This window comes from Nonomuraea rosea, assembly GCF_039539705.1.
Taxonomy (GTDB): domain Bacteria; phylum Actinomycetota; class Actinomycetes; order Streptosporangiales; family Streptosporangiaceae; genus Nonomuraea; species Nonomuraea rosea.
Genome location: NZ_BAABDQ010000010.1, coordinates 262,397 through 287,134, shown reverse-complemented (window position 1 = coordinate 287,134; position 24,738 = coordinate 262,397). Strand labels below are relative to the sequence as shown.

The window sequence follows — 24,738 nt, the reverse complement described above, 5'->3', positions numbered from 1 at the left end:
CTCAAATCCGGAAATATCGTGACTTGGCGGTCCGGCGCAGGCGCTCTAAAGTAGGCGGACTCTTGAAAGGCGGACCATGGACAGCACCATGGACTCTGGCATGCTCGACGTTCCAGGCGCACGGCTCTATTTCGAGGTGCGCGGCGCGGGACCGGTCCTTTTGACGATCCTCGGCGGCGGCGGCGACGCCGCGATGGCCGCGCCGCTGGCCGGCGCGCTCGCCGACCGCTACACCGTCATCACCTACGACCGGCGCGGCGCCACCCGCAGCCCGCTCACCGGCCCGCCGTACGAGCAGGGCATCGAGGAGCACGCCGACGACGCGCTCCGGCTGCTCAGCGCGGTCGGGGAGGAGCCGGCCCACGTGTTCGGCACCCACTCGGGCGCCCTGATCGCCCTCGACCTGCTGGCCCGCCATCCGGAGCGGGTGCGGCGGCTGGTCGCGCATGAGCCGCCCGCGTTCTCGCTGCTGCCCGACGCGGCGCACTGGTTCGCGCTGGCGGGCGAGGCGGTCGCGCTCTGCCTGGAGGAGGGGGTCGGGCCGGCGATGCGCAAGTTCGGGGAGGAGACCGGCGTGACGGCTCCCCCTGAGCCCGACCCGAACCTGCCGGCCTGGGTCAAGGACATGCTGACCAGGATGAACGCCAACATGGAGACCAGCCTGCGGTACGAGATGCTGCCGTTCTGCCGGTACGTCCCGGACGCGGCGGCGCTGCGCACGGCCCCGCTCGCCCTGGCCAGCGGCGTGCAGACGCGCAGCATGCTGATGCACCGGTGCACGCTCGCCGTCGCCGGATATCTCGGCCTCGACCCCGTGGAGCTGCCCGGCGACTACGTGGGCTACCTGCGCAGCCCGGCCGAGTACGCCGCCGAGCTGCACACCCTGCTAGCGGCGCCACCCGGGCAGCCGTGACCTGAGCGGGCCAGGAACGAACCGGCGCAACCCGACCGTGCCCGACCCGACTGTGCCCGACCTCAGCAGGCCCGACCTCAGCAGGCCCGACCTCAGCAGGCGGCGGCCGAGCAGGCCCAGGTAGAGCAGCCAGCCGGCGGCCACCAGGGTGAGCGCCGCCACGGGCTGCCAGCCGGGCAGCTCGGCGACGGACCTGCGGCATACCTCGGCCGTGATCGGCACCGTGTAGAGCGCGAAGAAGGCCAGCCCGAGCACCCGTCCCGCCGCCAGGAACCAGGCGTACACCCGCACGCTCCGGCCGGGCCGGTCCCGCACGGCCGGAGTGCCCTTGAGCGCCGCCCGCAGGTACGCCTGCGCGTCCGCCATGAGGTTCTTGTTCCCACTGGCGTTGGCGAAGGCGTAGTAGACGTCGGTGCGCATGAAGAACAGGAACTGCCAGGCGATCTGTGACAAGCAGATGACCATGACCAGCCGCACGAGCGGGATCTCGGCGACGTAGAGCGTGCACGCCCCCGCGCAGACCAGGAACCAGTCCGATCGCATCCCCGCCAGGTACGCCCGGTACCGCGCCCGCCTCGGCACCCCCCAGATGCCGGTGATCCTGGTCTGCACGACGAGGAACTGCAGCCGGGTGCCGAGCGACAGCTCCGCCCGCACGCCCAGCGACCGGGCGGCGGCGATGTGGCCGAGCTCGTGGACCAGCACGAGGATCCACGAGCCCGCCGCGAACGCGACGGTGAACGTGAGGCTGTCGGACCACACCAGCGCGGACAGGCTGGGCAGGACGCCGGGGTCCGCGACGGCGGCGGCCACGGCGCAGACGGTCAGCAGGATCAGCACGGCGTGCGCGGGCCTGGAGAAGAGCCAGGCCACGTGGTGCGGCCGGATCCGGTCCCACCGGTTCGGCGGGCGCTCGGGACGGCTGAGCAGGCCGGCGCCTTCGAGTCCGGTCACGAACGCGGCCACGTCCACGTCCACCCCCTGCTCGGCCAGCACCCGGGCCTGGGCCTCGGCGAGCGTCCTGGTGCCGTCGAGCGCCGCGATCACGGCCGCCGCCACCCCCGGCACGTTGACGAACCTCTCGCCGTTGCCGATCACGTAGTCGTCGGGCCCGTCGGCGACGACACTGAGAAACGACAGGTCGGCCTTCACCCGCCGGCCTCACACAGGCCGCTCAGCTCACGCACGCCGGTTCTCATGCGCAGACCTCGCAGTCGGCCAGCCGGTCGAAGTCCCTGGTGGTCGTGGTGAGCGTGAGGAGGTCCAGCCAGACGCTCCTGCCCTCGATCGCGGGCTCGCCGGTGCCGGTCAGGTAGCGGATCACCTCCGAGGCGAGCATCCCCGACACGATCCCGCACAAGGGCCCGAACGACGGGATCGTCCGCCCGGGGTTGTCGCTGACCGGCAGCTCGGCGGCGCCGTACCGCTCGGCCAGGCTGCGTTCCTGGCAGGCCAGGCAGCCGGTCCTGCCGGGCACGACGAGCGGCCCGAGCAGCCCGAAGTGCTGGTTGAAGCCGCCGGTCACGAACGGCGTGCCCGCACGGACGCAGGCCAGGTTGACCCAGCGGCGGATGTGCGGCTGCGGCGTGTCCACGGTGTTGACCACCAGGTCGGCGTCCGTGACCACGTCCCATGGCCCGGTGATGCGCCGCCCGGCCTGCCTGACCTCGACGTCCGGGCAGTGCTCGCGCAGCGTGCGCGCGGCGGCGGCGGTCTTGGGCTCGCCGAGGTCGCGCGGCGTGTAGAGGTGCTGGCGGTGCAGGTTGCTGAGCTCCACCCGGTCGTCGTCCAGGATGGTGAGCCGGCCCACGCCTGAGGTGGCCAGGTGCAGGGCGACCTGGCCGCCGATCGCGCCCGCGCCGAGCACCGCGACGTGCTTGCCCGCCAGGCCGGCGAGCGCGGCGACGGCCTGCCCGGCCGGGTGGAACATGGACAGCCACAGCGCGAGCCTGGACCGCCCGGCGTCGGCCGCCAGCGTGTGCAGGTCGGCGTCGGTGACGAGGATCCGCTCGGCCAGCAGCCGTTCGACGGCCGCGTCGATCTCCTGGGGCGCGACGCCGTCGATGAGCGCGTACAGGTCGCTCAGCTCGACGGGTGCCTGCGCGCACAGCCGGATCAGGCGGCGCAGGGGCTGCGGCGCGGGTTCGAGTACGCGGCCGGTCGGGGGGAAGTCACCGAGCCGTACGCGCTCGCCCTCGTCATCGATGAATAGCGGAAAAGCCGGATTCACCTGAATCCTCGGCATGAAATCGACTCCCGGGAAGTCCGGAGCGAGCCTCCTGCGGACGGGGGGTGCCGCAGGAGGCCGCACGCGGTCAGCAGCTGTTGCTGTTGCCGGTGGTCTCGACTTCTTCGACCGTCTTGATCTCGATCGTCATAGAGCGATCCTTTCGTCGATCTTGATGGGCCGCTGTGATCGTAAAGATAAAATGAGAGAAAGGGGAGGCCCAATGACGTAGGGTGCTGTTAATGGTGCTGAGGGTGTCTAAAGTACGAAATTTCCATGGAATTGGCGCTATATCCGGGAGAGGAAGTCGCGGACGCGCTTCCACATGAGCGCCGCGGACTCGCCGGAATATCCGGGCAGATCCGGATCGGCGAACAGATGGGCGTCCCCCGGATAGGCGAAGCACTCGAACCCGGCCCCCACCGCCGCCCCCAGCCCGGCGACCACGCTCTCGTCCACCCACGGGTCCCGCTCGGCGTGGTGCACCTGCACGGGCACCCGGGCCGGCCACGCCCCCTCGGTGACCTCGTCGAGCGGCACCGCGCCGTGGAAGAGCAGCGCGCCCCTGGCCATGGGGTGCGTCACGGCGAGCAACTGCGCCCCGTACGCCCCCAGCGAGAACCCGGCGAACACCGTGGGCCCCCTCACCTCGTTCCCGATCCGGCGGAAGCGGCGCCCGATCTCCTCGGGACCGATCTCGTCCCGCTTGCGCAGCCCGGCCTCGAGCTCGTCGAAGACCTCGCCGTCGTAGTAGTCGGGCGTGCGCACCATGTGCCCGCCCTCGCGGAGAGCCTCCGCCGCCGCGCCCACCCCCGGGCGCAGGCCCTGTGCGGAGTGCAAGAGGATGATCTCTGCCATGCCGAATGTGTACCACCGGTCCGATGGGCGGACCAGCGTTGCCGGGGGCCGGGCGTCATGCATAACGTTTTGGAAGATGCGTACCGCATGATCACCACCTGTGAGGAGCCCCCTGATGCATGACGATCGCAACCTCGTGGAAGCCCGGCTGAAGCGCGTGCTGGACGAGCGGATCCGCCCGGCGGTCCACGCCGAGTCGGTGCCGCTGGAGGTGTCGGTGTGGCACGCGCCCGGTGAGCCCGTACCGGTCGCGGAGGCTTTGGCGGCGGCGGCCGAGCCGATCGCGGTCGGCACGCCGTGGGGTGCGCCGTGGGGCACGAGCTGGTTCACGGTGACCGGCACGGTGCCCGATCGATGGGCGGGCAAGACCGTCGAGGCGGTGCTCGACCTGGGCTTCGACGAGAGCATGACCGGCTTCCAGTGCGAGGGCCTCGTCTACCGCCCCGACGGCACCCCGGTGAAGGGCCTCAACCCCCGCACCCAGTGGGTACGGATCGCCGCCCCCGCGCGCGGCGGCGAGCACGTCCGTCTGCACATCGAGGCCGCCTCCAACCCCGTCATCCTCGGCCACGGCGTCTACCGCCCGACGCCGCTCGGCGACCTGGCCACCGCGGGCACCGACCCTCAGTACCGGCTGGCCCGGATGGATCTCACCGTCTTCGACGAGGAGGTGTGGCAGCTCGTGCTGGACCTGGAGGTCCTGGGCGAGCTCATGGCGCAGCTCCCCGTGGACGGCCAGCGCCGCTGGGAGGTGCTGCGCGCCGTGGACCGGGCGCTGGACGCCGTGGACCTGCAGGACGTCGGCGGGACGGCGGCGGCGGCCCGCGCCGAGCTGGCCGGCGTGCTGTCGGCCCCCGCCGTGCCGTCGGCGCACCGGATCAGCGCGGTCGGGCACGCGCACATCGACTCGGCCTGGCTGTGGCCGCTGCGCGAGACCGTGCGCAAGGTGGCCCGCACCGCCGCGAACATGACCGCGCTGCTGGAGGACGAGCCGGACTTCGTGTTCGCGATGTCGCAGGCGCAGCAGTGGGCGTGGATCAAGGAGCACAGGCCCGAGGTGTGGGCGAGGGTGACCAAGGCGGTGGCCACCGGCCGGTTCGTCCCGGCGGGCGGCATGTGGGTGGAGTCCGACACGAACATGCCCGGCTCCGAGGCGATGGCCAGGCAGTTCGTGCACGGCAAGCGGTTCTTCATCGAGGAGTTCGGCATCGACAACGAGGAGGTGTGGCTGCCGGACACGTTCGGCTTCGCGGCCGGGCTGCCGCAGATCATCAAGGCAGCCGGCTCGAAGCGGCTGCTCACGCAGAAGATCTCGTGGAGCCAGACGAACACGTTCCCGCACCACACGTTCCTGTGGGAGGGCATCGACGGGACGCGGATCTTCACGCACTTCCCGCCGGTCGACACCTACAACTGCTCGATGACCGGCGGCGAGCTGGCGCACGCGGCGCGCAACTTCAAGGACAAGGGCCTGGCCCGGCACTCCCTGGCCCCGACGGGCTGGGGCGACGGGGGCGGCGGCACGACGCGCGAGATGGTCGCCAAGGCGGCCAGGGTGCGTGACCTGGAGGGCTCGCCCGCCGTCGTGTGGGAGCCGCCGGCCGCGTTCTTCGCCAAGGCCGAGGCCGAATACCCGAACCCGCCGGTGTGGGTGGGCGAGCTGTACCTGGAGCTGCACCGCGCCACGCTGACCAGCCAGGCCAGGACCAAGCAGGGCAACCGGCGCAGCGAGTCGCTGCTGCGGGAGGCCGAGCTGTGGGCGGCGACGGCCGCCGTCCGGGCGGGCGCGCCCTATCCGTACGCCGAGCTCGACCGGATCTGGAAGACGGTGCTGCTGCACCAGTTCCACGACATCCTGCCCGGCTCGTCGATCGCCTGGGTGCACCGGGAGGCGGCCAGGACGTACGCGGCCGTGGCCGAGGAGCTGACGGCCCTCATCGAGACCGCCCAGGGCGCGCTGGCCGGAACCGGCGGCGAGACGCTCGTCTTCAACGCGGCCCCGCACGCCCGCCACGGGATCGCGGCCGGCGGCGCGGGCATCGCCGGGCCCGGGCCGCGGGCCGAGGCGCGCGCCCGCGACGAGGGCGGCTTCGTGCTGGACGACGGCCGGCTCAGGGTGGAGATCGACGGCCGCGGCCTGGTCGTCTCCGCCTACGACCAGGTCGCGGAGCGCGAGACGGTCCCGCCCGGCCAGGCCGCCAACCTGCTGCAGCTGCACCCCGACTTCCCGAACAAGTGGGATGCCTGGGACGTGGACGAGTTCTACCGCAACACGGTCACCGACCTGGTGGAGGGGTCGGTCGAAAGCACCGGGGACGGCTCGGTCCGCGTCACGCGCTCGTTCGGCTCGTCAAGCGTCACGCAGGTGCTCTCGCTCGCGGACGGCCGGCTCGACATCGAGACCGAGGTGGACTGGCACGAGACGGAGAAGTTCCTCAAGCTGGCCTTCCCGCTGGACGTGCACGCCGACAGGTACGCCTCCGAGAGCCAGTACGGCCACGCCTTCCGCGCCACGCACACCAACACGAGCTGGGAGGCGGCCAAGTTCGAGGCGTGCAACCACCGCTTCGTGCACGTGGCCGAGCCCGGCTGGGGCGTCGCGCTGGTCACCGACTCGACCTACGGCCACGACGTCACCCGTACGGTCCGCGGCGACTCGGGCACGACCACGACGCTGCGGGTGTCCCTGCTGCGCGCCCCGCGTTTCCCCGACCCGGAGACCGACCAGGGCGTGCACCGCTTCCGGCACGCGCTCGTGCCGGGCGCGGCGATCGGCGACGCGGTCCGCGAGGGCTATTTCGTCAACCTGCCCGAGCGCCGCGTCACCGGCGCCGCGCCGGTGCAGCCGCTGGTCGCGGTGGACGACGACGCGGTCGTGGTGACGGCGGTCAAGCTGGCCGACGACGAGAGCGGCGACGTGATCGTCCGCTTCCACGAGTCACGCGGCAGCCGGGTCAAGGCGAGGCTGACGCCGGGCTTCGCCTTCTCCGAGGTCGTCGCGACCGACCTGCTGGAGCGGCCGGTGGGCGAGCCGCAGCGTCCTGGGGAGGCGATCCCCCTGGCGCTGCGGCCGTTCGAGCTGGTCACGCTCCGGCTGAAGCGCGCCTGATCACTCGCGCACGCTGCCTTCCGTGAGTCCTGCGCTTCAGGCAGTCCGCCGTGCACGCGCGCTGCTCAGCCACCGCTGAGCAGCGCGCCCAGGCGGGGTGCGTACGTGGCGTGGAACACCAGCGAGGCCGCGCCGATGGCGGCGGCGTCCGCCGCGATCGGCGAGGTCTCCACCCGCACCACGTGCAGCCGCCGCGCCAGCGACCTGCTCGACACGGCCCGCGCGATCACCTCCCGGTAGATCTCCCCGACTTCCCTGAGCGCGGGCCCGCCGAGCACGAGCAGGTCGATGTCCAGCATGTTCACCACGCTGACGGCGGCATCGGCCAGCCGTCCCGCCACCCGGTCGATCACCCGCCGCGCCTCCGGCTCGCCCGCCGCGGCCGCCGCGCAGATGCCGGCGTGCGCCAGCCGGTCCCCCATCGCCGCCTCGATCGCGCTCGGGCAGCAGACCGCCTCGACGCACCCCCGGTTGCCGCAGTAGCACTCGGGCCCGTCCGGCTCGACCGTGATGTGCCCGAACTCGGCGGCGTTCAGCGACCGTCCCCGATACACCTGGTTGTCGAGGAAGATCCCCCCGCCGATCCCCGTCCCCAGGTAGAGATAGGCGAAGCTCGGCGTGGACCGCGCGATCCCCGCCCACCGCTCCCCGATCGCCGCCGCCGTCGCGTCGTTGTCCACGGTCACCGGGAAACGCGTGTCCCGCTGCAGCAGGCTCTTGATCGGCACCTGGTCCCACCCGGCCAGCCTGGGCGGGCCGACCATCACACCGTCCGCGTCCAGCGGCCCGGGACACGCCAGCCCCACGCCCAGCACCTTGCCGTCGGGCACCCCGGCCTCTCTGAGCATCCGCCGCGCGGCCCTGGCCATCTGCCCGATCACCGCGCGCGGCCGCAGCCCCGCCCGGACCGGCAGGTGCAGCCGCGCGACCGGCCGCCCCGCCAGATCGGCCAGTACGCAGGAGATCTCGTTCGGGTCGAAATGCACGCCGATGGCGTATCCGGCGCCGGGGTCGACGCGCAGGATCGTGCGCGGCTTGCCTCCGCCCGACGGCACGGACCCGTCCTCGACGACCAGCCCCTCCGCCAGCAGCCTGCGCACGATCACGGAGACGGTCTGGGCGGTCAGCCCGGTTCTGTGGGCGATCTGGACCCGGCTGATCCCGTCCGAGGCCTGGATCGCCTCCAGGACGACGGCCCGGTTGTAGCTACCGACCTTGGGCAGGTTCGTGCCCAGCTGCATGTGAGACATGTCACCACAGAGTGTTGACTTAGTAAATCAAAAAGATTTACGTTTCTCCGCAACCCACGGAAACACGGGGAGACCGTGATGAAACGTACGCTGGCCGGTTCCCTCCTGCTGCTGACGGCCGTAGCCGGCTGCGGTGGCGGCGACCCTGCGCAGAACACCTCAGGCGGCAAGGAGCTCGAAGTCCTCTACAAGGTCGAGCCCACGTGGCCGCATCTGGAGAAGATGCTCGGCGACGCGAAGAAGCAGTACGAGAGCGCCCATCCGGGCGTCAAGATCAAGCTCACTCCCGTCCAGGGCAACAACGAGGCCTACTACACCAAGCTGGCCCTGTTGAATCGCTCTCCCGACTCGGCGCCCGACCTCTACTACCACGACACGTTCCAGGTCAACGCGGACGTGGCGGCCGGCAAGCTGGCCCCGCTCGACGACTACCTGGCCAAGTGGCCCGACTGGAGCGCCCAGTTCCCCGACTCGGTGAAACAGGCCGCCAAGGGCGGGGACGGCAAGATCTACGGCGTCCCGATCAGCACCGACACGCGCGGCCTCTGGTACCAGAAGGAGGTCTTCGCCCAGGCCGGGATCACCGTCCCCTGGGAGCCGAAGACCTGGAACGACGTCCTCACCGCCGCCCGCACGATCAAGCAGAAGGTCCAGGGCGCGATCCCGTTCAGCATGTACTCGACGAAGATCCACGGTGAGGCGTCGACCATGCAGGGCTTCGAGATGCTCCTGTACGGCACCCCCGGCGGCACCCTCTACGACGAGGCGCAGAAGAAGTGGGTGGCCGGGGGCAAGAGCTTCACCGACGCCCTGACCTTCGTCAACACCATCTACCGCGAAGAGCTCGGTCCCAAGCAGCCCGACGCCCACAACGCCAAGCTCGCCGACAAGGTCAGCCTCGAATGGTTCCCGGCGGCCAGGCTCGGCATCTCGCTCGACGGCGCGTGGGCCTCCTCGGCCTGGAAGCCGACCGGCACCAAGCCGTGGCCCGAGTGGACGCAGAAGATGGGCTGGACGCCCATGCCGACGCAGAACGGCGAGGCGCCGGGGGCGGTCAGCATGTCGGGCGGCTGGGTCATGGCGATGAGCTCGTACACGAAGAACAAGCAGGAGGCGTTCGACTTCATCACGGTGGCCACCAACAAGGAGAACTCGATGACGTACTCGGTGGGCACGGGCGACCTGGCCACCCGCAAGGACGTCGCCGCCGATCCGAAGTACAGCGCCGACAACCCGAGCGTCAAGTTCTGGACCGACCTGGCCTCGGTCACCCACTACCGGCCGGCCTTCGAGGCGTACCCGAAGGTCTCCGCCCAGGTCCAGGAGGCCATGGAGGCGGTCACGACGGGCACGCGGACCCCTGAGGAGGCCACGGCGGCGTACGTGAAGGCTCTGCCGTCGGCGGTCGGAGGTCCCGACAAGGTCCTCGCCCGATGACGATCACCACCGCACCCGCCCCGCCCGTGACGAGCCCGCCCCGGCGCGGCCCGTCGCGGCGGGGCACGCTGCGCTGGCTCCTCCCCCTGGGCCCGGCGCTGCTCCTGCTGGTCCTGTTCCTGGTCGGTCCCATCCTGTGGAGCGTCTACATCGCCTTCACCAACGAGACCCTGACGGGCTCGGCCTCGGTGAACTCCCAGTTCGTGGGGGTGGCGAACTTCGTCAAGCTCTTCAGCGACCCGAACTTCCTGAACTCCTTCCTGCTCACGTTCGTCTTCGTCATCGGCTCGGCGGTCATCGGCCAGAACACCCTGGGCCTGATCATCGCCCTGCTCCAGCGCGGCCGCGGCCGGGTGACCCGCAGCGTCGTGAACGGCGTGGTGATCGCCGCCTGGGTCGTCCCCGAGGTCGTGGCGGCGGCCTGCTGGTTCTCTTTCCTGGCCGAGGAGGGCACGCTCAACTCGTTCCTGGGCCTGTCGCAGGAATGGCTGTACACGGCGCCGATGCTCGCGGTCATCCTGGCCAACATCTGGCGCGGCACGGCCTTCTCGATGCTCGTGTACTCGGCCGCGCTCTCGGAGGTGCCCGCCGAGCTGGTGGAGGCCGCCGCGGTGGACGGCGCGGGCCCCGGCCGCCGGCTGCTGCACATCACGCTGCCGCTGATCCGCCGCTCCATCATGGCCAACCTCATGCTGATCACCCTGCAGACCCTGGCCAGCTTCGGCCTCATCTACGCCCTGACCGGCGGCGGCCCGGGGACGGCCAGCCAGACGACGCCGCTGTACATGTACGAGCAGGCCTTCCGCTACTTCGAGATCGGCTACGGCGCGGCGATCGCCCTGGTCATGCTGGTGATCGGCGCTCTGTTCTCGCTCGTCTACCTACGCCTGATCAAGGTGGAGGACGCATGACAGGACCACACCGCAGGACGGGGACCGCATGACCCGGCTCGCCGCGAGGGGCGCGGCCCTGCTGGCGCTCCTCCTCATCGCCCTGGCCTTCGTCGGCCCGTTCCTCTGGGTGCTGATCGCCTCGGTCCAGCCGGAGGCGACGCTGGCCGCCAAGCCGTCGCTCACCTTCTCCCTGGACAACTTCAAGGCGGTCCTGACCTGGGAGACGATCATCCTGCCGCTGATCAACTCGATCATCATCTCGGGCGCGACGGCGGTGCTGACGGTCCTGGTGGCGGGCCTGGCGGCGTACCCGCTGTCGCGTTACCAGCTCCGCTATCGCCGCCACTTCATGCTGACCCTGCTGTTCACCACGGGCCTGCCGGTGACGGCGATCCTGGTGCCGGTCTACGCGATGTTCTTCCGATTCAACCTGTACGGCTCCGTGCCCGCGATGGTCCTCTTCCTGGCCGCGAGCTCGCTGCCGTTCTCCATCTGGATGATGAAGAACTTCATGGACGGCGTCCCGGTGAGCCTGGAGGAGGCCGCCTGGGTGGACGGGGCCGGCTGGGTCCGCTCGCTGACCGCGGTCGTCGGCCCCCTGATGGCCCCGGGGATCGCGGTCGTGGCGATCTTCGTCTTCGTCGGCCAGTGGGGCAACTTCTTCGCCCCCTTCGTCCTGCTGGACACCCCGGAGAAACAGCCGGCCGCGGTCACCATCTACACCTTCTTCTCCCAGTACGGACAGGTCGCGTACGGCCAGCTCGCCGCCTTCTCGATCCTCTACACGGCCCCGGCCGTGGTCCTGTACGTGGCCGTCAACAAGTATCTGGCCGGCTCCTTCAGCTTCGCCGGCTCGGTCAAGGGCTGACCCGCCCCCTCATTCCGGGGCCGCGACGCCCGTCACGCTCCCGCCCTTTGGACAGATCGACCAGGACGAGGGCGTTACCGAACGGATCGGCGGCGACCTGCCCGACCACCTACGGCCAAGCGCAAGAGGTCTCAGCCGTCCACGATCACCGGCTCCGGCGGCGGCCCGTCGGCGAGCAGCGCCGCCATCAGCTCCGCCAGCCCGGCCGGACGCAGCAGGTCCGTCGTGGCGGCCAGCTCCCCGGCGCTCCACCACCGATGCCCGCGGATCGAGGACCTCTCGAAATCCTCGAACCCCGAGGTGTCGATCTCGAACGCGGGAACCCGGGCCAGGAAGTAGCGCTGCCGCACCTCGTAGGCGACTCCGTCACGGACCGCCGTCCACGGCCGCCCGCGCCACACCTCCGGCCCCAGGACGGCCCCCGGCAGCCCGGTCTCCTCGCGAAGCTCGCGCAACGCGGCCTGCTCGTGGCTCTCCCCCGGCCGGAGCCCGCCGCCCCCTCGGCGTCCCGCTGCTCCGCGACCGCCTGCCGCAGGGCGGCCCAAGGCGCTGGATCTGACCTTAAAGTCAGAAATTTCCAGCATAAACACGAGACCTTGCGCTGACCTGCCTCAACTTATCTTTCATCAACTGTAAAAATAGTCCGTCTTGACAGCTCACTTTTCCGATGTCACCATCGCAAACGATTCGCAACTCTGGCGAAATATCTCCCTTTGCCGCACAAAACGTCAAGCGCAAGTGCCTGACGCCTGACTCAACCCCCCAGGTCAGGAAGGGAAGCCCATGGCAGCAGCACGCCTCCTCACGGCCTTACTCCTGGCGCTCCCCGGCGCCACCACCGCGACCTCGATCGCCGCCGACATCCCGCCGGGCGACTACCAGCAGGTCCAGCTGGCCGCCGGCCCCGCCGAGACCGGCGAGGCGATCTCGCTGGCCGTCCTGCCCGACCGGGGCGTCCTGCACACCGCCCGCGACGGCACGCTCAGGCACACCGACCCGGCCGGCAACACGAAGATCGCCGGCAAGCTGGACGTCTACACCCACGACGAGGAGGGCTTGCAGGGCGTCGCCGCCGACCCCGCCTTCGCCACGAACCGCTTCGTCTACCTCTACTACTCCCCCAAGCTCACCACCCCCGCGGGCGACGCGCCCACCACGGGCACGGCCGCCGACTTCGAGGCGTGGAAGGGGCACCTCAACCTCTCCAGGTTCACCCTCAGAGCGGACGCCACCCTCGACCCGGCCAGCGAGAAGGTCGTGCTCCAGGTGCCGAACGACCGCGGCCAGTGCTGCCACGTCGGCGGCGACATCGACTTCGACGCTGCCGGCAACCTCTACCTGACGACCGGCGACGACACGAACCCGTTCGAGTCCAGCGGCTACTCCCCGCTCGACGAGCGCACCGGCCGCAACCCCCAGTTCGACGCGCAGCGATCGAGCGGGAACACCAACGACCTGCGCGGCAAGCTCCTGCGCATCAAGCCGCAGCCGGACGGCACGTACACGGTCCCGACCGGCAACCTCTTCCCGCCGGGCACCGCCCGGACCAGGCCGGAGATCTACGCGATGGGCTTCCGCAACCCGTTCAGGATGTCGGTCGACCGGCCCACCGGCGTCGTCTACCTGGGGGACTACGGGCCCGACGCGGGCACCACCGACCCGAGCAGGGGCCCGAGCGGGCAGGTCGAGTTCGACCGGATCACCGCGCCGGGCAACTACGGCTGGCCGTACTGCACGGGGACCAACACGGCCGCCGAGACCTACACCGAGTACGCCTTCCCCAGCGGCCCGGCCTCCGCCAAGTACGACTGCGCCGGCGGCCCCGCCAACAACTCCTTCCGCAACACCGGCCTGGCCACCCTGCCGCCCGCCAAGCCGAGCTGGATCAGGTACGCGGGAGACGCCGGCTCTCCGCCGGAGTTCGGCAGCGGGTCGGAGTCGCCGATGGGCGGCGAGGTCTACCGGTACGACGCCGCGCTGAACTCGCCGGTCAAGTTCCCCGCCGCCCTGAACGGCCGCTACTTCGCCGCCGAGTTCGGGCGAAAGTGGATCAAGGCCATCGAGGTGAAGGCCGACGGCTCGCCCGGCGTGATCGAGGCGTTCCCGTGGACGGGCACGCAGATCATCGACACCGACTTCGGCCCCGACGGCGCCCTCTACGTGCTCGACTACGGCACGGGCGCGGGCGACCAGGCGCTCTACCGGGTCGAGTACATCGGCGGCACCAACCGCAACCCGATCGCCAAGGCCGCCGCCGACAAGACCTCGGGCCCGGCGCCGCTGACCGTGGCCTTCTCCTCGGCGGGCAGCTCCGACCCCGAGGGCGGCGCGCTGACCTATGCGTGGAGCTTCGGCGACGGCGCCACCTCGGCCCAGCCCAACCCGTCCCACACCTACGCGGCCAACGGCACGTACACACCCACGCTCACGGTCCGGGACCCGCAAGGGCTGACGGGCACGGCCAGCCTGGTGGTGACGGCCGGCAACACCGCCCCGTCGGTCACCCTGACCAGGCCCGCGCACGGGCAGTTGTTCTCCTTCGGCGACACCCTGCCGTTCGCGGTCACGGTCACCGATCCCGAGGACGGCGCGATCGACTGCGCGAAGGTCAAGGTGACGTACCTGCTCGGGCATGACAGCCACAGCCACGCGATCACCTCGAACACGGGCTGCACCGGCTCGATCGCGATCCCGGTCGACGGTGAGCACGACAGCGCCGCCAACATCTACGGTGTCCTCGACGCCGAGTACACCGACAAGGGCGGCCTGACCACGCACAGCACCCGTACGCTGCAGCCCAGGCATCGGCAGGCCGAGCACTTCGGCGCGCAGTCGGGCATCCAGGCCGCCGACCACGGCGGGGCGGAGGGCGGCAGGACGGCCGGGTTCACCGACAACGGCGACTGGATCTCCTTCCAGCCGTACGCGCTCGGCGACGCCACGAGGATCACCGCCCGCGTGTCGTCCGGCGGCCCGGGCGGCACGATCGAGGTGCGGACCGGGTCGGCCACCGGCACCCTGCTCGGGACCATGACCGTGCCGAACACCGGCGGCTGGGACACCTTCACCACCGTCTCGGCGAATCTGACCGGCGCGCCGTCCGGCACGACGACGCTCTTCCTGGTGTTCAAGGGCGTGACCGGGCAGGGCAACCTGCTGGACCTGGACGCGTTCACGTTCGAGACCGGCACGGAGGCGGAGTCGTACACGTCGGGTCAGGGTGTGCAGATCGCGGACCACGCGCCGGCCAGCGGCGGACGAACGCTCGGCTACATCGACAACGGCGACTGGGCAGGCTACGCGCAGGTCAGCACGACCGGCGCGAAGACCTTCACCGCCCGCGTCTCCTCCGCCGGAGCCGGCGGCACCATCACCGTCCGCGCGGGATCCGCCACCGGCGCCCAGCTCGGCACCCTCACCGTCCCGAACACCGGCGGCTGGGAGACCTTCCAGACCGTCACCACGACCCTCACCGGCACCGGCACCGGCCCCCTCTTCCTCGTCTTCGCGGGCGGCGCGGGCTTCCTGTTCGACATCGACACCTTCACCCTCACGAGGTAGGCAGCGGCATGCGTCCTCTCATCGCGATCGTCATCGCCACGCTCGTCTGCGTGTTCGCGCCGGCGCCGGCCACCGCCGGCGCCGCCTACCAGGTGCTGGTCTTCTCCAAGACGGCCGGTTTCCGTCACGACTCCATCCCGGCCGGCGTCGAGGCCGTCAGAAGCCTCGGCACGGCCAACGGCTTCACCGTCACGGCGACCGAGGACGCGAGCGTCTTCACCGCCGCCGGTCTGGCGAACTACCGGGCCGTGGTGTTCCTGAGCACCACCGGCGACGTGCTGAACGACGGTCAGCAGGCCGCGTTGCAGGCGTACGTGGACGGCGGCGGCTTCGCGGGCGTGCACGCCGCCGCCGACACCGAGTACGGCTGGCCGTACTACGGGCAGCTCGTCGGCGCCTGGTTCAAGAGCCATCCGGCCATCCAGCAGGCCGTGATCAGGAACGAGGACCGCTCGCACCCCGCCACCGCGCACCTGGGGGCGACCTGGACGCGCACCGACGAGTGGTACGACTACCGCACCAACCCGCGTCCCGGTGTGAAGGTCCTGCAGACCCTGGACGAGGCGAGCTACTCGGGCGGCACGATGGGCGCGGACCACCCCATCACCTGGTATCACGCGCAGGGCTCCGGCAGGTCGTTCTACACCGGTCTCGGCCACACCGCCGAGTCGTACAGTGACGGAGATTTCCGGCGGCTCCTGCTCGGCGGCATCCAGTACGCGGCCGGCGTGAGCGCCACCCCCGCCCCGACCGAGGGCGAGGCGTACACGTCGGGTCAGGGCGTGCAGATCGCGAACCACGCGCCGGCCAGCGGCGGACGGACCCTCGGCTACATCGACAACGGCGACTGGGCAGGCTACGCGCAGGTCAGCGCCACCGGCGCGAAGACCTTCACCGCCCGCGTCTCCTCCGCCGGAGCCGGCGGCACCATCACCATCCGCGCAGGCTCCGCCACCGGCACCCAGCTCGGCACCCTCACCGTCCCGGTCACCGGCGGCTGGGAAACCTTCCAGAGCGTCACCACGACCCTCACCGGCACCGGCACCGGCCCCCTCTTCCTCGTCTTCGCGGGCGGCGCGGGCTCCCTGTTCGACGTCGACACCTTCACGCTGGGCACGGGCACGCCGGCGCAGGTCTCGCCGGACGTGCACGTCTTCTACTACCCCTGGTACGGCAGCCCGCCCGTGAGCGGGGCCTGGCGGCACTGGCAGCAGGGCGGGCACACGCCGCCCGCGGACGTCGGCGCCGACCTCTACCCCAAGCTCGGCCCGTACGACTCGGGCGACCAGGCCGCGATCGACCAGCACATGAAGTGGATCAGGCAGTCGGGCGCCGGCGTGCTCGTCTACAGCTGGTGGGGCCGCGGCGGCTACGAGGACGGCCTGGCCCGCCGGGTCATGGACGCCGCCCAGCGCGAGGGCGTCAAGGTGGCCTGGCACATCGAGCCGTACGCCGGCCGCACCGCCGCCTCGGTCGTGTCCGACGTCCAGTACCTCAACCAGACCTACGGCGCCCACCCGGCCTTCCGCAACGCGTTCTACATTTTCGAGAGCCTGCTGATCACCGACTGGACGGCGCTCGACCAGGTCACCGGCACGAACGTGGTCCTCGCCCAGACCACCGACACCTCCAAGATCGCCCACTTCTCCGGCATGTACACCTACGACGCCATCGCCGGGGCCACCGCGCCCGGCTGGCAGCAGGCCGCCGCGTACGCCAAGCAGCACAACCTGGTCTGGGCGCCGTCGGTCGGTCCCGGCTACATCGACGACCGCGCCGTCCCCGGCAACACCACCCCGACCCTGGCCCGCGACAACGGCGCCACCTACGACAAGGAGTGGGCCAACGCCATCGGCACCGCCCCCACGTGGGTGTCGATCACCTCGTTCAACGAATGGCATGAGGGCAGCGTGCTCGAACCCGCCGTCGTCAGGTCCGGGTACCAGAGCTTCGAGGGCGCGTACGGCACGTCCGGCGCCGCCGCCGAGACCGCGTACCTGGATCGCACGCGCTACTGGGTGGAGCGGTTCCGGCCGTCAGCGGGATAGCGCGGGTCAGGCGGACTCGCGGCGCATCAGCCTGGCCGGGATGATCAGCTCGCTCGACGGCTCCGCCACCCTGCCTTCGAGCCGGTCGAGCAGCCTGCGCGCGCCGGCCCGGCCGACCTCCCCGGCCGGGTTGGCCGGCCACGCGCTCGGCCGCCGGCCCCTCCTCGGCGGGCCCGCACACGAAGCCGATCCGGTGGTAGCCGCGTTCGAGCAGGTAGCGGGTGGCTTCCCGGCCGCCCGCGAGCTCCCGCCGCGCGGGGACCCGCTCACCAGAGGCCACGGGCCAGATCTTACATTGACTCCATTCTTACGTTCGCTATAAGCAGCGCCCAAGAAAGCCCTCGACAGGCACAAGGCTCTGGCTTAACAGAGATAGTTGAAAGGCGTACGGTTGGCGCATGGCTGCGACCCCAGAAACGGTGCACTGGCGCGGCGTGCACCACCTTGCCCTGGTGACTGCGGACATGGACGCGACCGTGCGCTTCTGGCACGGCGTGCTCGACGCCCGCCTGGTCACCACCCTTGCCGTCCCCGCGTTCAAGCACTACTTCTTCGAAGTGGCGCCGGGCAACACCGTCGCCTTCTTCGAATACACCGGCCAGCCCCTCGACAGCTTCGCCAAGCCCGCGGGCGTGCCGTACGCCAAGGCGGCGCAGTTCGACCACCTGGCGTTGCACCTGCCGGACGAGGACTCACTCAACCGGCTCCGCGACCGGCTCAAGGCCCACGCGTGCGAGGTCACCGACGTCATCGACCACGGGTTCCTGCGCTCGATCTACTTCAGCGACCCGAACGGCATCGCACTGGAAGCCTCCTGGTGGACCATCGACCCGACGGGCCGCCCGGTGGACTACACCGACGAACGGCTGTTCGCCGACCAGGACCCGGTGCCCGCCGTACGCGAGCTGCGCGACGACGGGCGGCTGCACCACACCGTCGGCACCCGCCTGGTGGACGGCATCGTCGAGGACCTCAAGCGCGAGGGGATCACCTTGGAGCCCTGATCACCTGCCGCGATCAGGGACAGCACGGTGTGGCCGTTCCGCTAGTGCCACACTCGGTAATCGCTCGACTACCTTCCGTGTCGGAGAGTCACGCTTCGTGACTCCACGCACCGGAGGTAATCCATGCCAGGTCTCGCCCGCAAGATCGGCCTTCCCCTCGCCGCAGCGGCGCTCGCCGTCCTGACCGCCGTCGCCCCGGCCACGGCGGCCGGCACGAGCGGCGCCGCCCGGCAGGCCGCCGCGCCGGCGTACTTCACGATGACCGACATCACCGGCGCGCGGTTCGTCCTCCAGCTCACGGACGCCGGAAAGATCGCCCACGCCCGGGCCCTGCTCAGCGGCGAGACCACGGACCGGCCGCACGTCGTCGGCAGGATCCGCAAGGTGCCGGCCCCCTACAACGCCCCCTGGAGCTATCACTACCAGCCCGAGACCGTCGACTTCTTCGACGTGGCCATCGAGGTCTGCGACGCCGTCATCCCCTATGTCGAGGACCACCTGGACGAGGCGGGCGGCCCGTTCCTGCCCGGCCTCGTGTGGTGCCCGTGGACCTCGCGCCTGGTCAACGAGCTGTAGCAGCCGCCGGCGCCACGGCCTGCCGGCGCACAGACCGGCAGGCCGTACGGCGCTCAGATCCGGAAGAACAGGTTGAGGTAGCGGTCGGCGATCGCCAGGTCGCCCCTGACCGTCCCCGCGTTGCTCCGCCCGAACGTCGTGAGCACCATGCTCCCCGCGTCGAACTCGATCACCGCGGGCAGCCCCACCAAGCTCCCCTCCCGGTACGCCATCCCGTCGGCTCCGACCGAGACGTGGAAGTCGCCGCCGTTGACCCCGCCCACCCGGATCCCGAGCTCGAACGGCGTCAGGTCGGCCTCCCTCCTGATCGTCGACTGCCACAGCACGAACATGAACGGCACGAGCAGATCGGCCGCCTCGCCCGACAGCCCGTGCGCCCTGCCGGTGCCCTGGCGGATGTCCCACGAGTGCACCGCGTAGTCCATGAGCTGCCCGGCCGCGTAGAAGTACGCGGGCAGCGGCCCCATGTAGTAGTGCGGAACGGTCAGCCCCGCCCACTCGTCCTCGCCGAGCTCGCGCAGGATCGCCCGCATCCGCTCGAAGTCCGCCTTGAGCCGGTCGAGCAGCTCCTTCTGCGGGATCCCCCGCAGCGCCACGGCCTGCTCGTTGACCCGGGCCCCCATCCCGGGCAGCCCGTACGCCCCTTCAGGGAGCGCGCCCCCGCGGGCCGCGTCGAAGCCGGCGAAATACCCTTCCGTCGTGTCCACGATGTGCGCGACCACGTCTCGCGTCGTCCAGCCCGGGCAGGCGGTCGGAGCCTCCCAGGCCTCCTCGGCCTCGGCCAGCGCGAACAGCCGCTCAGCCTCCTCCGCCACGACCCGCAGGATGGTGTCCTTTCCCGCGTACGAGGTGGCATCCCATTCGTTCATGCCGTTCACCTCCTACGGCGAACGACAGACCTCAACGGTTTAAATGTCAATGTTCCCGGAAGAGAGAATCCCCTGGGCGGCCGGCCACCCAGGGGAGGTCCCGGTCACGCGCAGGTGTACCCGGAGGTCGTCTGCGTGTTGCCGTTCGGGCGGCTGACCTGGAAGCCGAAGGTGGTGCCGGCGTTCGGCGCCAGGTTGCCGTTGTAGCCCATGTTCTTCGCGGTGACGGTCTGCCCGCTGACGGTCACGGCCGCGTTCCACGAACCGCTCAGCGTGTGGCCGGCGGGCAGGGTGAAGGTGACCGTCCAGCCGGTGATGGCGGACGTGCCGGTGTTGGTGACGGCCACGGGCTGGACGACGTACCCATTGCCCCATTGGCTCTGTACGGTCCCCACCGCCGTGCAGCCGCCGCCACCACCGCCGCCCGCGGTGGTGGTGAAGGTGGCCAGGGCGGAGTTCGCCGACAGGTTCCCGGCTCCGTCACGTGCGCGAACGTACACCTGGTACTGGGTCGAGGCGCTCAGCCCGGTCAGCGAGATCGAGGTGGTGGTGCTCTGCCCGAGCTGCTGGTCGGTCGCGCCCTGCTCGCGGAAGACGTCGTACCCCGCGAGCCCGCTGCCGCCGCTGTCGGTCGAGGCGGTCCACGTCAGCGTGGCCGAGCTCGATGCGACGTTGCTCGCGGCGGGCGTGCCGGGCGTGGTCGGCGGGGTGGGATCGGTGGTGGTGCCGCCCGCCAGCGCGTCGTGCACGGCGGTGTACGAGGGCTTCTGCTGGTAGTTCTCGTCGTAGATCAGCGCCGCGCCCTGTCCGGAGAACGTGTCGGGCACCCAGGAGTACTTGTCGGTGAAGCCCCAGATCGTCACGCCCGCGCAGGCGGTGACGGCGAGGCAGGCGTTGACGACGTTGCGGTAGTAGGTGGCCTGGGTGGCGTCCTTCGTGGCGTCCCTCGGCAGCTGCATCCGCACGTCCAGCTCGGTGATCCGGACCTGGACGCCGAGCGCGGCGAAGCGCTGGAGGTTCTGCTGGAAGTCGCTCGGGAAGCCGTACTGGATGGCCAGGTGGCTCTGGAAGCCCACGCAGTCCACGGGCACGTTCTGCTGACGCAGGGACGAGACCAGGTTGTAGATCGCGGTGCTCTTGGCGTTGATCCCCTCGGTGTTGTAGTCGTTGATGCACAGCCGCGCGTCGGGGTCGGCGGCGCGGGCGGCGCGGAAGGCGTCGGCGATGTAGCTCTCGCCCAGCGTGTTGTACCAGAACGACGTGCGCAGGTTGCCGCTGTCGTCGAAGACCTCGTTCACGACGTCCCATGAGACCACGGTCGCGTTGCTCGCGTAGTGGCCGACGACCTGGCTGATGTGGTTCTGCATCGCCGTGCGCATCGCGGTGGCGCTCAGGCTCTGCACCCAGCCCGGCGTCTGGTTGTGCCACACGAGCGTGTGGCCGTGAACCTGCTGGCTGTTCTGCGTGGCGAAGTTGACGATGGCGTCGGCGCCGGAGAAGTTGAACTGGCCCTGACTGGGCTCGGTGGCGTCCCACTTCATCGCGTTCTCGGCGGTGACCTGGCTGAGCTCGGTGGCCGCTATGTTGCGATAAGAGGTCTCATTGGACAGTGGGCCGGTGGCGAGCGCCGCACCGATGAACTTGCCCCGGCTCGCCGCGTGCGTGCGCAGGGGCGCGGACGCGTCGGCCGGGGTGGCGGGCAGCAGGAAGGTCGCGAGCACTCCCACCAGGGTGAGGACTCTGACGAGTGAGGACGAATGCACAGACATCTACCACTCGATTCCGAAAGTTTTCGATCTTTGCCGCATCGCACCGCAGACGGCATGGACATGCAAGCGAGGGGCCAACGCCGGTCGCGGGACGACGCTGAACCAGCAGCTGGCGGCCGGAAACTATCGGAGCCTAAATGAAACTTTCACGTCGCCGGCCCGGTCATGAGCCACCGGGGCCTGCCGTGGCGCCCGTTTTTCCTGCTCTAGCGCGACGTACCTACCGGTCGGTACTGTGATTTATCCGGAATAATCGTCTATTGCGGGAGTTCTGCGCATGTCCCTTTCGCACGCCCAGGCTCAGGCCCAGCTCACCGGACCTGGCCAGCTTTTCGAGATCGAGGAGATCGGCGACACCGGGGTACGCACATGGAAGCACGCACCCGCCCACTTCCGCGCCCTGCTGGAGATGAGCAGGTTCCATGGCGACAAGGTCTTCCTCGTGTACGAGGACGAGCACATCACGTTCGAGGACCTCTTCCGCCGGGCCGCCACCCTCGCCAACCGCCTGGTCGACGAGTACGGCGTGCGCAAGGGCGACCGGGTGGCCGTGGCCATGCGCAACTACCCGGAATGGGTGGTCTCGTTCGCGGCCACGCTGGCGACGGGGGCGATCGCCGTACCGCTGAACGCCTGGTGGACGGAGGCCGAGCTGACCTACGGCGTGCGCGACTCCGGCGCGAAGGTCCTGATCGCGGACGGTGAGCGGGCGGTCAGGCTGGCTTCGACGGGCGTGCCGCTGATCGTCGCCAGGGGCGAGGCGCCGGAAGGGGCGCGCGCGTTCGAGGACGTGCTGGGCGAGGTCTCCGCCGACGTGAAGCTGCCGGACGTCGAGCTGTCCCCCGAGGACCCGGCCACGATCTTCTACACGTCGGGGACGACCGGCAACCCCAAGGGCGCGCTCGGCAGCCACCGCAACCTGGGCCAGTCCCCCATGACCGTCGCCTACGGTCTCATGCGCGCCACGGCCATGGCGGGCAAGGACATCGCGGCGGCGGCCGGCACCCGCAGGATCACCCTGCTGACCGTGCCCCTGTTCCACGTGACGGGCTGCTTCTCGGGCATGACGACCACCATGTTCAGCGGCGGCGGCCTGGTGCTCATGTACAAGTGGGACCCCGAGCAGGCGCTGCGCCTGATCGAGCGCGAGCGGGTCAGCGCCATGATCGGCGTGCCGACCAACGCCTGGCAGCTCATGTCCCACCCCGACTTCGGCAAGTACGACCTGAGCTCCCTGACCACCCTCGGCTACGGCGGCGCGCCCGCCCCGCCCAAGCTGCTGGAACGTATCACCACGAACCTCCCCAACCGCGCCCCCTCCAACGGCTACGGCATGACCGAGACGACCGCGCTGGCCATCGGCAACGGCGGCGCCGAGTACCAGGCCAAGCCCGACAGCATCGGCCTGCCCACGGCGGTGGTGGACGTGCGCGTGGTGGACCCGATGGGCGCCGAGCTGCCGCCCGGCGAGGTCGGCGAGCTGTGCGTACGCGGCCCGAACGTCATCCTGGGCTACTGGAACAAGCCGGAGGCGACGGCGCAGACGTTCGTCGGCGGCTGGCTGCACACCGGTGACCTGGCCAAGATCGACGACGAGGGCTTCGTCTACATCGTGGACCGGGCCAAGGACATGGTGATCAGGGGCGGCGAGAACGTCTACTGCGCCGAGGTGGAGGCCGCGCTGTTCGAGCATCCGGCGGTGGACGACGCGGCGGTGATCGGCGTGCCCCATGACGAGCTGGGCGAGGAGGTCGGCGCGGTGATCCGCCTGGCGCCCGGCCAGTCGGTCACGACCGAGGAGCTGCGGACGTTCCTGACGGACCGGATCGCCAAGTTCAAGATCCCGGTACGCGTGTGGTTCCGCGAGGGCGAACTGCCCCGCAACCCCGGCGGCAAGATCCTCAAGACCCACCTGCGCAGGGAGGTCCTGGGCTCCTGACCCCGGGCCGCCTGAGCCCGCCCTCCGGGGGCGCGGCGCCGTCACCCAACCGAGCCTTGATCGACTTCCCTGCGGCTCGCTGGGGTTGGGCGCTTCCGCCGTCCCGCGCCCCCTGGAGCAGCCTCGTGCGCCGCCACCGCTTCGGCAGGATCGCGACCGTCGTCGCGGCGGCCTACCTGGTCGCCGTGCTCGGCCTCGCGGTCGCCGCACTGGTCATCGGCGACATCGCTTCCCTGTGGCGGTTCGTCGCGTACCTGGGGGGCTCCATCGCCGACGGCATCCAGCCCCGGCCGTGGCTGATCGTCCTGCTCGCCCTGTTCGCGGCGGTGCAGGTGTGGGCGTGCCAGCAGGTGCTGCGCGGCCGCCTGCGGGGCGCGCCGGCCAGGCACGGCAGGGAGGCCGGCCTGCTGCGCGCCATGGCGTACCCGAGCCCGGGCGACAAGACGACCACCTACCGCTGACCATCCCCTGCACCTTTTTCCGAACCACGAATCCGCAGGTCGGGCACCGTTTCACCGAAGCGCATTACCTAGGGCGTAATCGCGGCACCTACGCGCTGCCTGACATCTTTCAGGTGTCAGAACGCATCGCCTGAAGGAGCCCGATATGACCGCCCTGACCGTCACCGCCGACCGGACCAAGTTCCTGCGCATCGCGCTGGCCGCCGACGCCGTCGTCACCGCCGGCAACGGGCTGGTCTACCTCGCCTTCGCCGGCCCTGTGAGCGATCTGCTCGGCCCCGACGCGGCCCTGCTGCGCGGGATCGGCGTCTTCCTCCTCGTGTACGGCGCCGGCGTCGCGCTGCTGGCCACCCGCCGCACGATCAGCCCGGCCGGCACCAAGGCCGTCATCGCCCTGAACATCATCTGGACCCTCGCCAGCGTCGCCGCCGTCGTCACCGGCGCGGCCGGCTTCACCACGATCGGCGCGATCTGGGCCATCGCCCAGGCCCTGGTGGTCGGCGTCTTCGCCGAGCTCCAGATCACCGGCCTCCGCAAGTCCCGCGCCACCGCCTGACCCCGTAGCCCCGAACCACCTGGGAGTGACCTGATATGACCCTCGTCGACCGCTACCTCGCCGCCTGGAACGAGACCGACGCCGACGCCCGCGCCAAGGCCGTGGCCGAGCTCTGGACCGAGGATGCCACCTACACCGACCCGCTGGCGGACGTGGCCGGCCACCCCGGCATCAACGCCGTCATCGAAGGCGCCCAGGGCATGTTCCCCGGCCTCGTCTTCACCCCCGGCGACCAGTACGACGCCCACGGCCACCTCGCCCGCTTCACCTGGCACCTCGGCCCTGAGGGCGGGGAGCCGGTCGCGATCGGCTTCGACGTCGTAGAACTGGCCGAGGACGGCCGCATCCGCAAGGTGCTCGGCTTCCTCGACAAGATCCCCGGCTGATTTCTCCCCCTTCA

Annotated in this window: 21 protein-coding genes; 13 read left to right on the top strand and 8 right to left on the bottom strand. The window is 70.6% G+C overall.

Going from position 1 to position 24,738, the window contains the following annotated elements; all coding sequences use genetic code 11:
* The first annotated feature begins 100 nt into the window (after positions 1-100).
* Positions 101-913, top strand: coding sequence for an alpha/beta fold hydrolase (locus ABEA43_RS24820; RefSeq protein WP_345565295.1), 813 nt, complete (start codon positions 101-103; stop codon positions 911-913).
* Here ABEA43_RS24820 and ABEA43_RS24815 read toward each other — a convergent pair.
* The 3 genes from ABEA43_RS24815 to ABEA43_RS24805 form a co-directional block, all read right to left on the bottom strand.
* Entirely contained in the window at positions 887-2,065 is a 1,179-nt protein-coding gene (locus ABEA43_RS24815; RefSeq protein ID WP_345565293.1) for a PqqD family protein, read from the bottom strand. The genes ABEA43_RS24820 and ABEA43_RS24815 overlap by 27 nt on opposite strands.
* Before the next feature lie 43 nt (positions 2,066-2,108).
* Entirely contained in the window at positions 2,109-3,158 is a 1,050-nt protein-coding gene (locus tag ABEA43_RS24810; RefSeq protein WP_345565292.1) for a HesA/MoeB/ThiF family protein, read from the bottom strand.
* A 270-nt stretch (positions 3,159-3,428) separates the two neighbouring features.
* Positions 3,429-3,998, bottom strand: a complete 570-nt coding sequence (locus ABEA43_RS24805; RefSeq protein WP_345565290.1) for a dienelactone hydrolase family protein — start codon at positions 3,996-3,998, stop codon at positions 3,429-3,431.
* A gap of 115 nt (positions 3,999-4,113) precedes the next feature.
* Between ABEA43_RS24805 and ABEA43_RS24800 the strand changes: the two genes are divergently transcribed.
* A complete protein-coding gene (locus tag ABEA43_RS24800) occupies positions 4,114-7,107 on the top strand; it encodes an alpha-mannosidase (protein ID WP_345565288.1) in 2,994 nt (997 codons plus the stop codon).
* Between the two features lie 65 nt (positions 7,108-7,172).
* Here ABEA43_RS24800 and ABEA43_RS24795 read toward each other — a convergent pair whose 3' ends face one another.
* On the bottom strand, positions 7,173-8,357 hold the full coding sequence (locus ABEA43_RS24795) for an ROK family transcriptional regulator (RefSeq protein ID WP_345565286.1): 1,185 nt from the start codon (positions 8,355-8,357) through the stop codon (positions 7,173-7,175).
* Positions 8,358-8,435: 78 nt separating this feature from the next.
* On the opposite strand from ABEA43_RS24795, the gene ABEA43_RS24790 reads away from it, so the two are divergent.
* The 3 genes from ABEA43_RS24790 to ABEA43_RS24780 are packed head-to-tail and all read left to right on the top strand — an operon-like array spanning position 8,436 to position 11,555.
* The gene (locus tag ABEA43_RS24790) at positions 8,436-9,794 is read left to right on the top strand and encodes an extracellular solute-binding protein (protein WP_345565285.1); all 1,359 of its coding nucleotides are present in this window, start codon (positions 8,436-8,438) and stop codon (positions 9,792-9,794) included.
* The gene (locus tag ABEA43_RS24785; RefSeq protein ID WP_345565284.1) at positions 9,791-10,705 is read left to right on the top strand and encodes a carbohydrate ABC transporter permease; all 915 of its coding nucleotides are present in this window, start codon (positions 9,791-9,793) and stop codon (positions 10,703-10,705) included. The genes ABEA43_RS24790 and ABEA43_RS24785 overlap by 4 nt, the downstream gene beginning before the upstream one ends.
* 28 nt (positions 10,706-10,733) lie before the next feature.
* Positions 10,734-11,555 (top strand): carbohydrate ABC transporter permease, encoded by an 822-nt coding sequence (locus ABEA43_RS24780; protein ID WP_345565283.1) that lies wholly within the window; start codon positions 10,734-10,736, stop codon positions 11,553-11,555.
* 131 nt (positions 11,556-11,686) lie between these two features.
* Here ABEA43_RS24780 and ABEA43_RS24775 read toward each other — a convergent pair whose 3' ends face one another.
* Positions 11,687-12,139 (bottom strand): NUDIX domain-containing protein, encoded by a 453-nt coding sequence (locus ABEA43_RS24775; protein ID WP_345565281.1) that lies wholly within the window; start codon positions 12,137-12,139, stop codon positions 11,687-11,689.
* 199 nt (positions 12,140-12,338) lie between these two features.
* On the opposite strand from ABEA43_RS24775, the gene ABEA43_RS24770 reads away from it, so the two are divergent.
* Both ABEA43_RS24770 and ABEA43_RS24765 read left to right on the top strand, forming a co-directional pair.
* Positions 12,339-15,116 (top strand): carbohydrate-binding protein, encoded by a 2,778-nt coding sequence (locus tag ABEA43_RS24770; protein WP_345565279.1) that lies wholly within the window; start codon positions 12,339-12,341, stop codon positions 15,114-15,116.
* An 8-nt stretch (positions 15,117-15,124) separates the two neighbouring features.
* Positions 15,125-17,164 (top strand): glycoside hydrolase family 99 protein, encoded by a 2,040-nt coding sequence (locus ABEA43_RS24765; protein ID WP_345565278.1) that lies wholly within the window; start codon positions 15,125-15,127, stop codon positions 17,162-17,164.
* Positions 17,165-17,170: 6 nt separating this feature from the next.
* On the opposite strand, the gene ABEA43_RS24760 is transcribed toward ABEA43_RS24765, so the two are convergent.
* Positions 17,171-17,434, bottom strand: coding sequence for a hypothetical protein (locus ABEA43_RS24760; RefSeq protein WP_345565277.1), 264 nt, complete (start codon positions 17,432-17,434; stop codon positions 17,171-17,173).
* Between the two features lie 128 nt (positions 17,435-17,562).
* Between ABEA43_RS24760 and ABEA43_RS24755 the strand changes: the two genes are divergently transcribed.
* Together ABEA43_RS24755 and ABEA43_RS24750 are read left to right on the top strand one after the other, a co-directional pair.
* The gene (locus ABEA43_RS24755) at positions 17,563-18,168 is read left to right on the top strand and encodes a VOC family protein (protein ID WP_345565276.1); all 606 of its coding nucleotides are present in this window, start codon (positions 17,563-17,565) and stop codon (positions 18,166-18,168) included.
* Positions 18,169-18,291: 123 nt separating this feature from the next.
* Positions 18,292-18,744: a BP74-related protein gene (locus ABEA43_RS24750; protein WP_345565275.1), complete on the top strand. Its 453-nt coding sequence runs from the start codon at positions 18,292-18,294 to the stop codon at positions 18,742-18,744.
* A gap of 53 nt (positions 18,745-18,797) precedes the next feature.
* Here ABEA43_RS24750 and ABEA43_RS24745 read toward each other — a convergent pair whose 3' ends face one another.
* Together ABEA43_RS24745 and ABEA43_RS24740 are read right to left on the bottom strand one after the other, a co-directional pair.
* Entirely contained in the window at positions 18,798-19,613 is an 816-nt protein-coding gene (locus ABEA43_RS24745) for a maleylpyruvate isomerase family mycothiol-dependent enzyme (protein ID WP_345565274.1), read from the bottom strand.
* A gap of 104 nt (positions 19,614-19,717) precedes the next feature.
* Complete coding sequence (locus ABEA43_RS24740; RefSeq protein ID WP_345565273.1) at positions 19,718-21,382, bottom strand: endo-1,4-beta-xylanase; 1,665 nt, start codon at positions 21,380-21,382, stop codon at positions 19,718-19,720.
* 277 nt (positions 21,383-21,659) lie between these two features.
* On the opposite strand from ABEA43_RS24740, the gene ABEA43_RS24735 reads away from it, so the two are divergent.
* The 4 genes from ABEA43_RS24735 to ABEA43_RS24720 all read left to right on the top strand — a co-directional run bounded on the left by ABEA43_RS24735 (position 21,660) and on the right by ABEA43_RS24720 (position 24,724).
* Positions 21,660-23,321 carry a class I adenylate-forming enzyme family protein gene (locus ABEA43_RS24735; protein ID WP_345565271.1) on the top strand — a complete coding sequence of 554 codons (1,662 nt, stop codon included), beginning with the start codon at positions 21,660-21,662 and terminating at the stop codon, positions 23,319-23,321.
* A 125-nt stretch (positions 23,322-23,446) separates the two neighbouring features.
* Positions 23,447-23,782, top strand: a complete 336-nt coding sequence (locus ABEA43_RS24730) for a hypothetical protein (RefSeq protein ID WP_345565269.1) — start codon at positions 23,447-23,449, stop codon at positions 23,780-23,782.
* A 145-nt stretch (positions 23,783-23,927) separates the two neighbouring features.
* Positions 23,928-24,338 carry a hypothetical protein gene (locus tag ABEA43_RS24725; RefSeq protein ID WP_345565267.1) on the top strand — a complete coding sequence of 137 codons (411 nt, stop codon included), beginning with the start codon at positions 23,928-23,930 and terminating at the stop codon, positions 24,336-24,338.
* Positions 24,339-24,373: 35 nt separating this feature from the next.
* Positions 24,374-24,724, top strand: coding sequence for a nuclear transport factor 2 family protein (locus ABEA43_RS24720; RefSeq protein WP_345565265.1), 351 nt, complete (start codon positions 24,374-24,376; stop codon positions 24,722-24,724).
* Positions 24,725-24,738 lie beyond the last annotated feature (14 nt).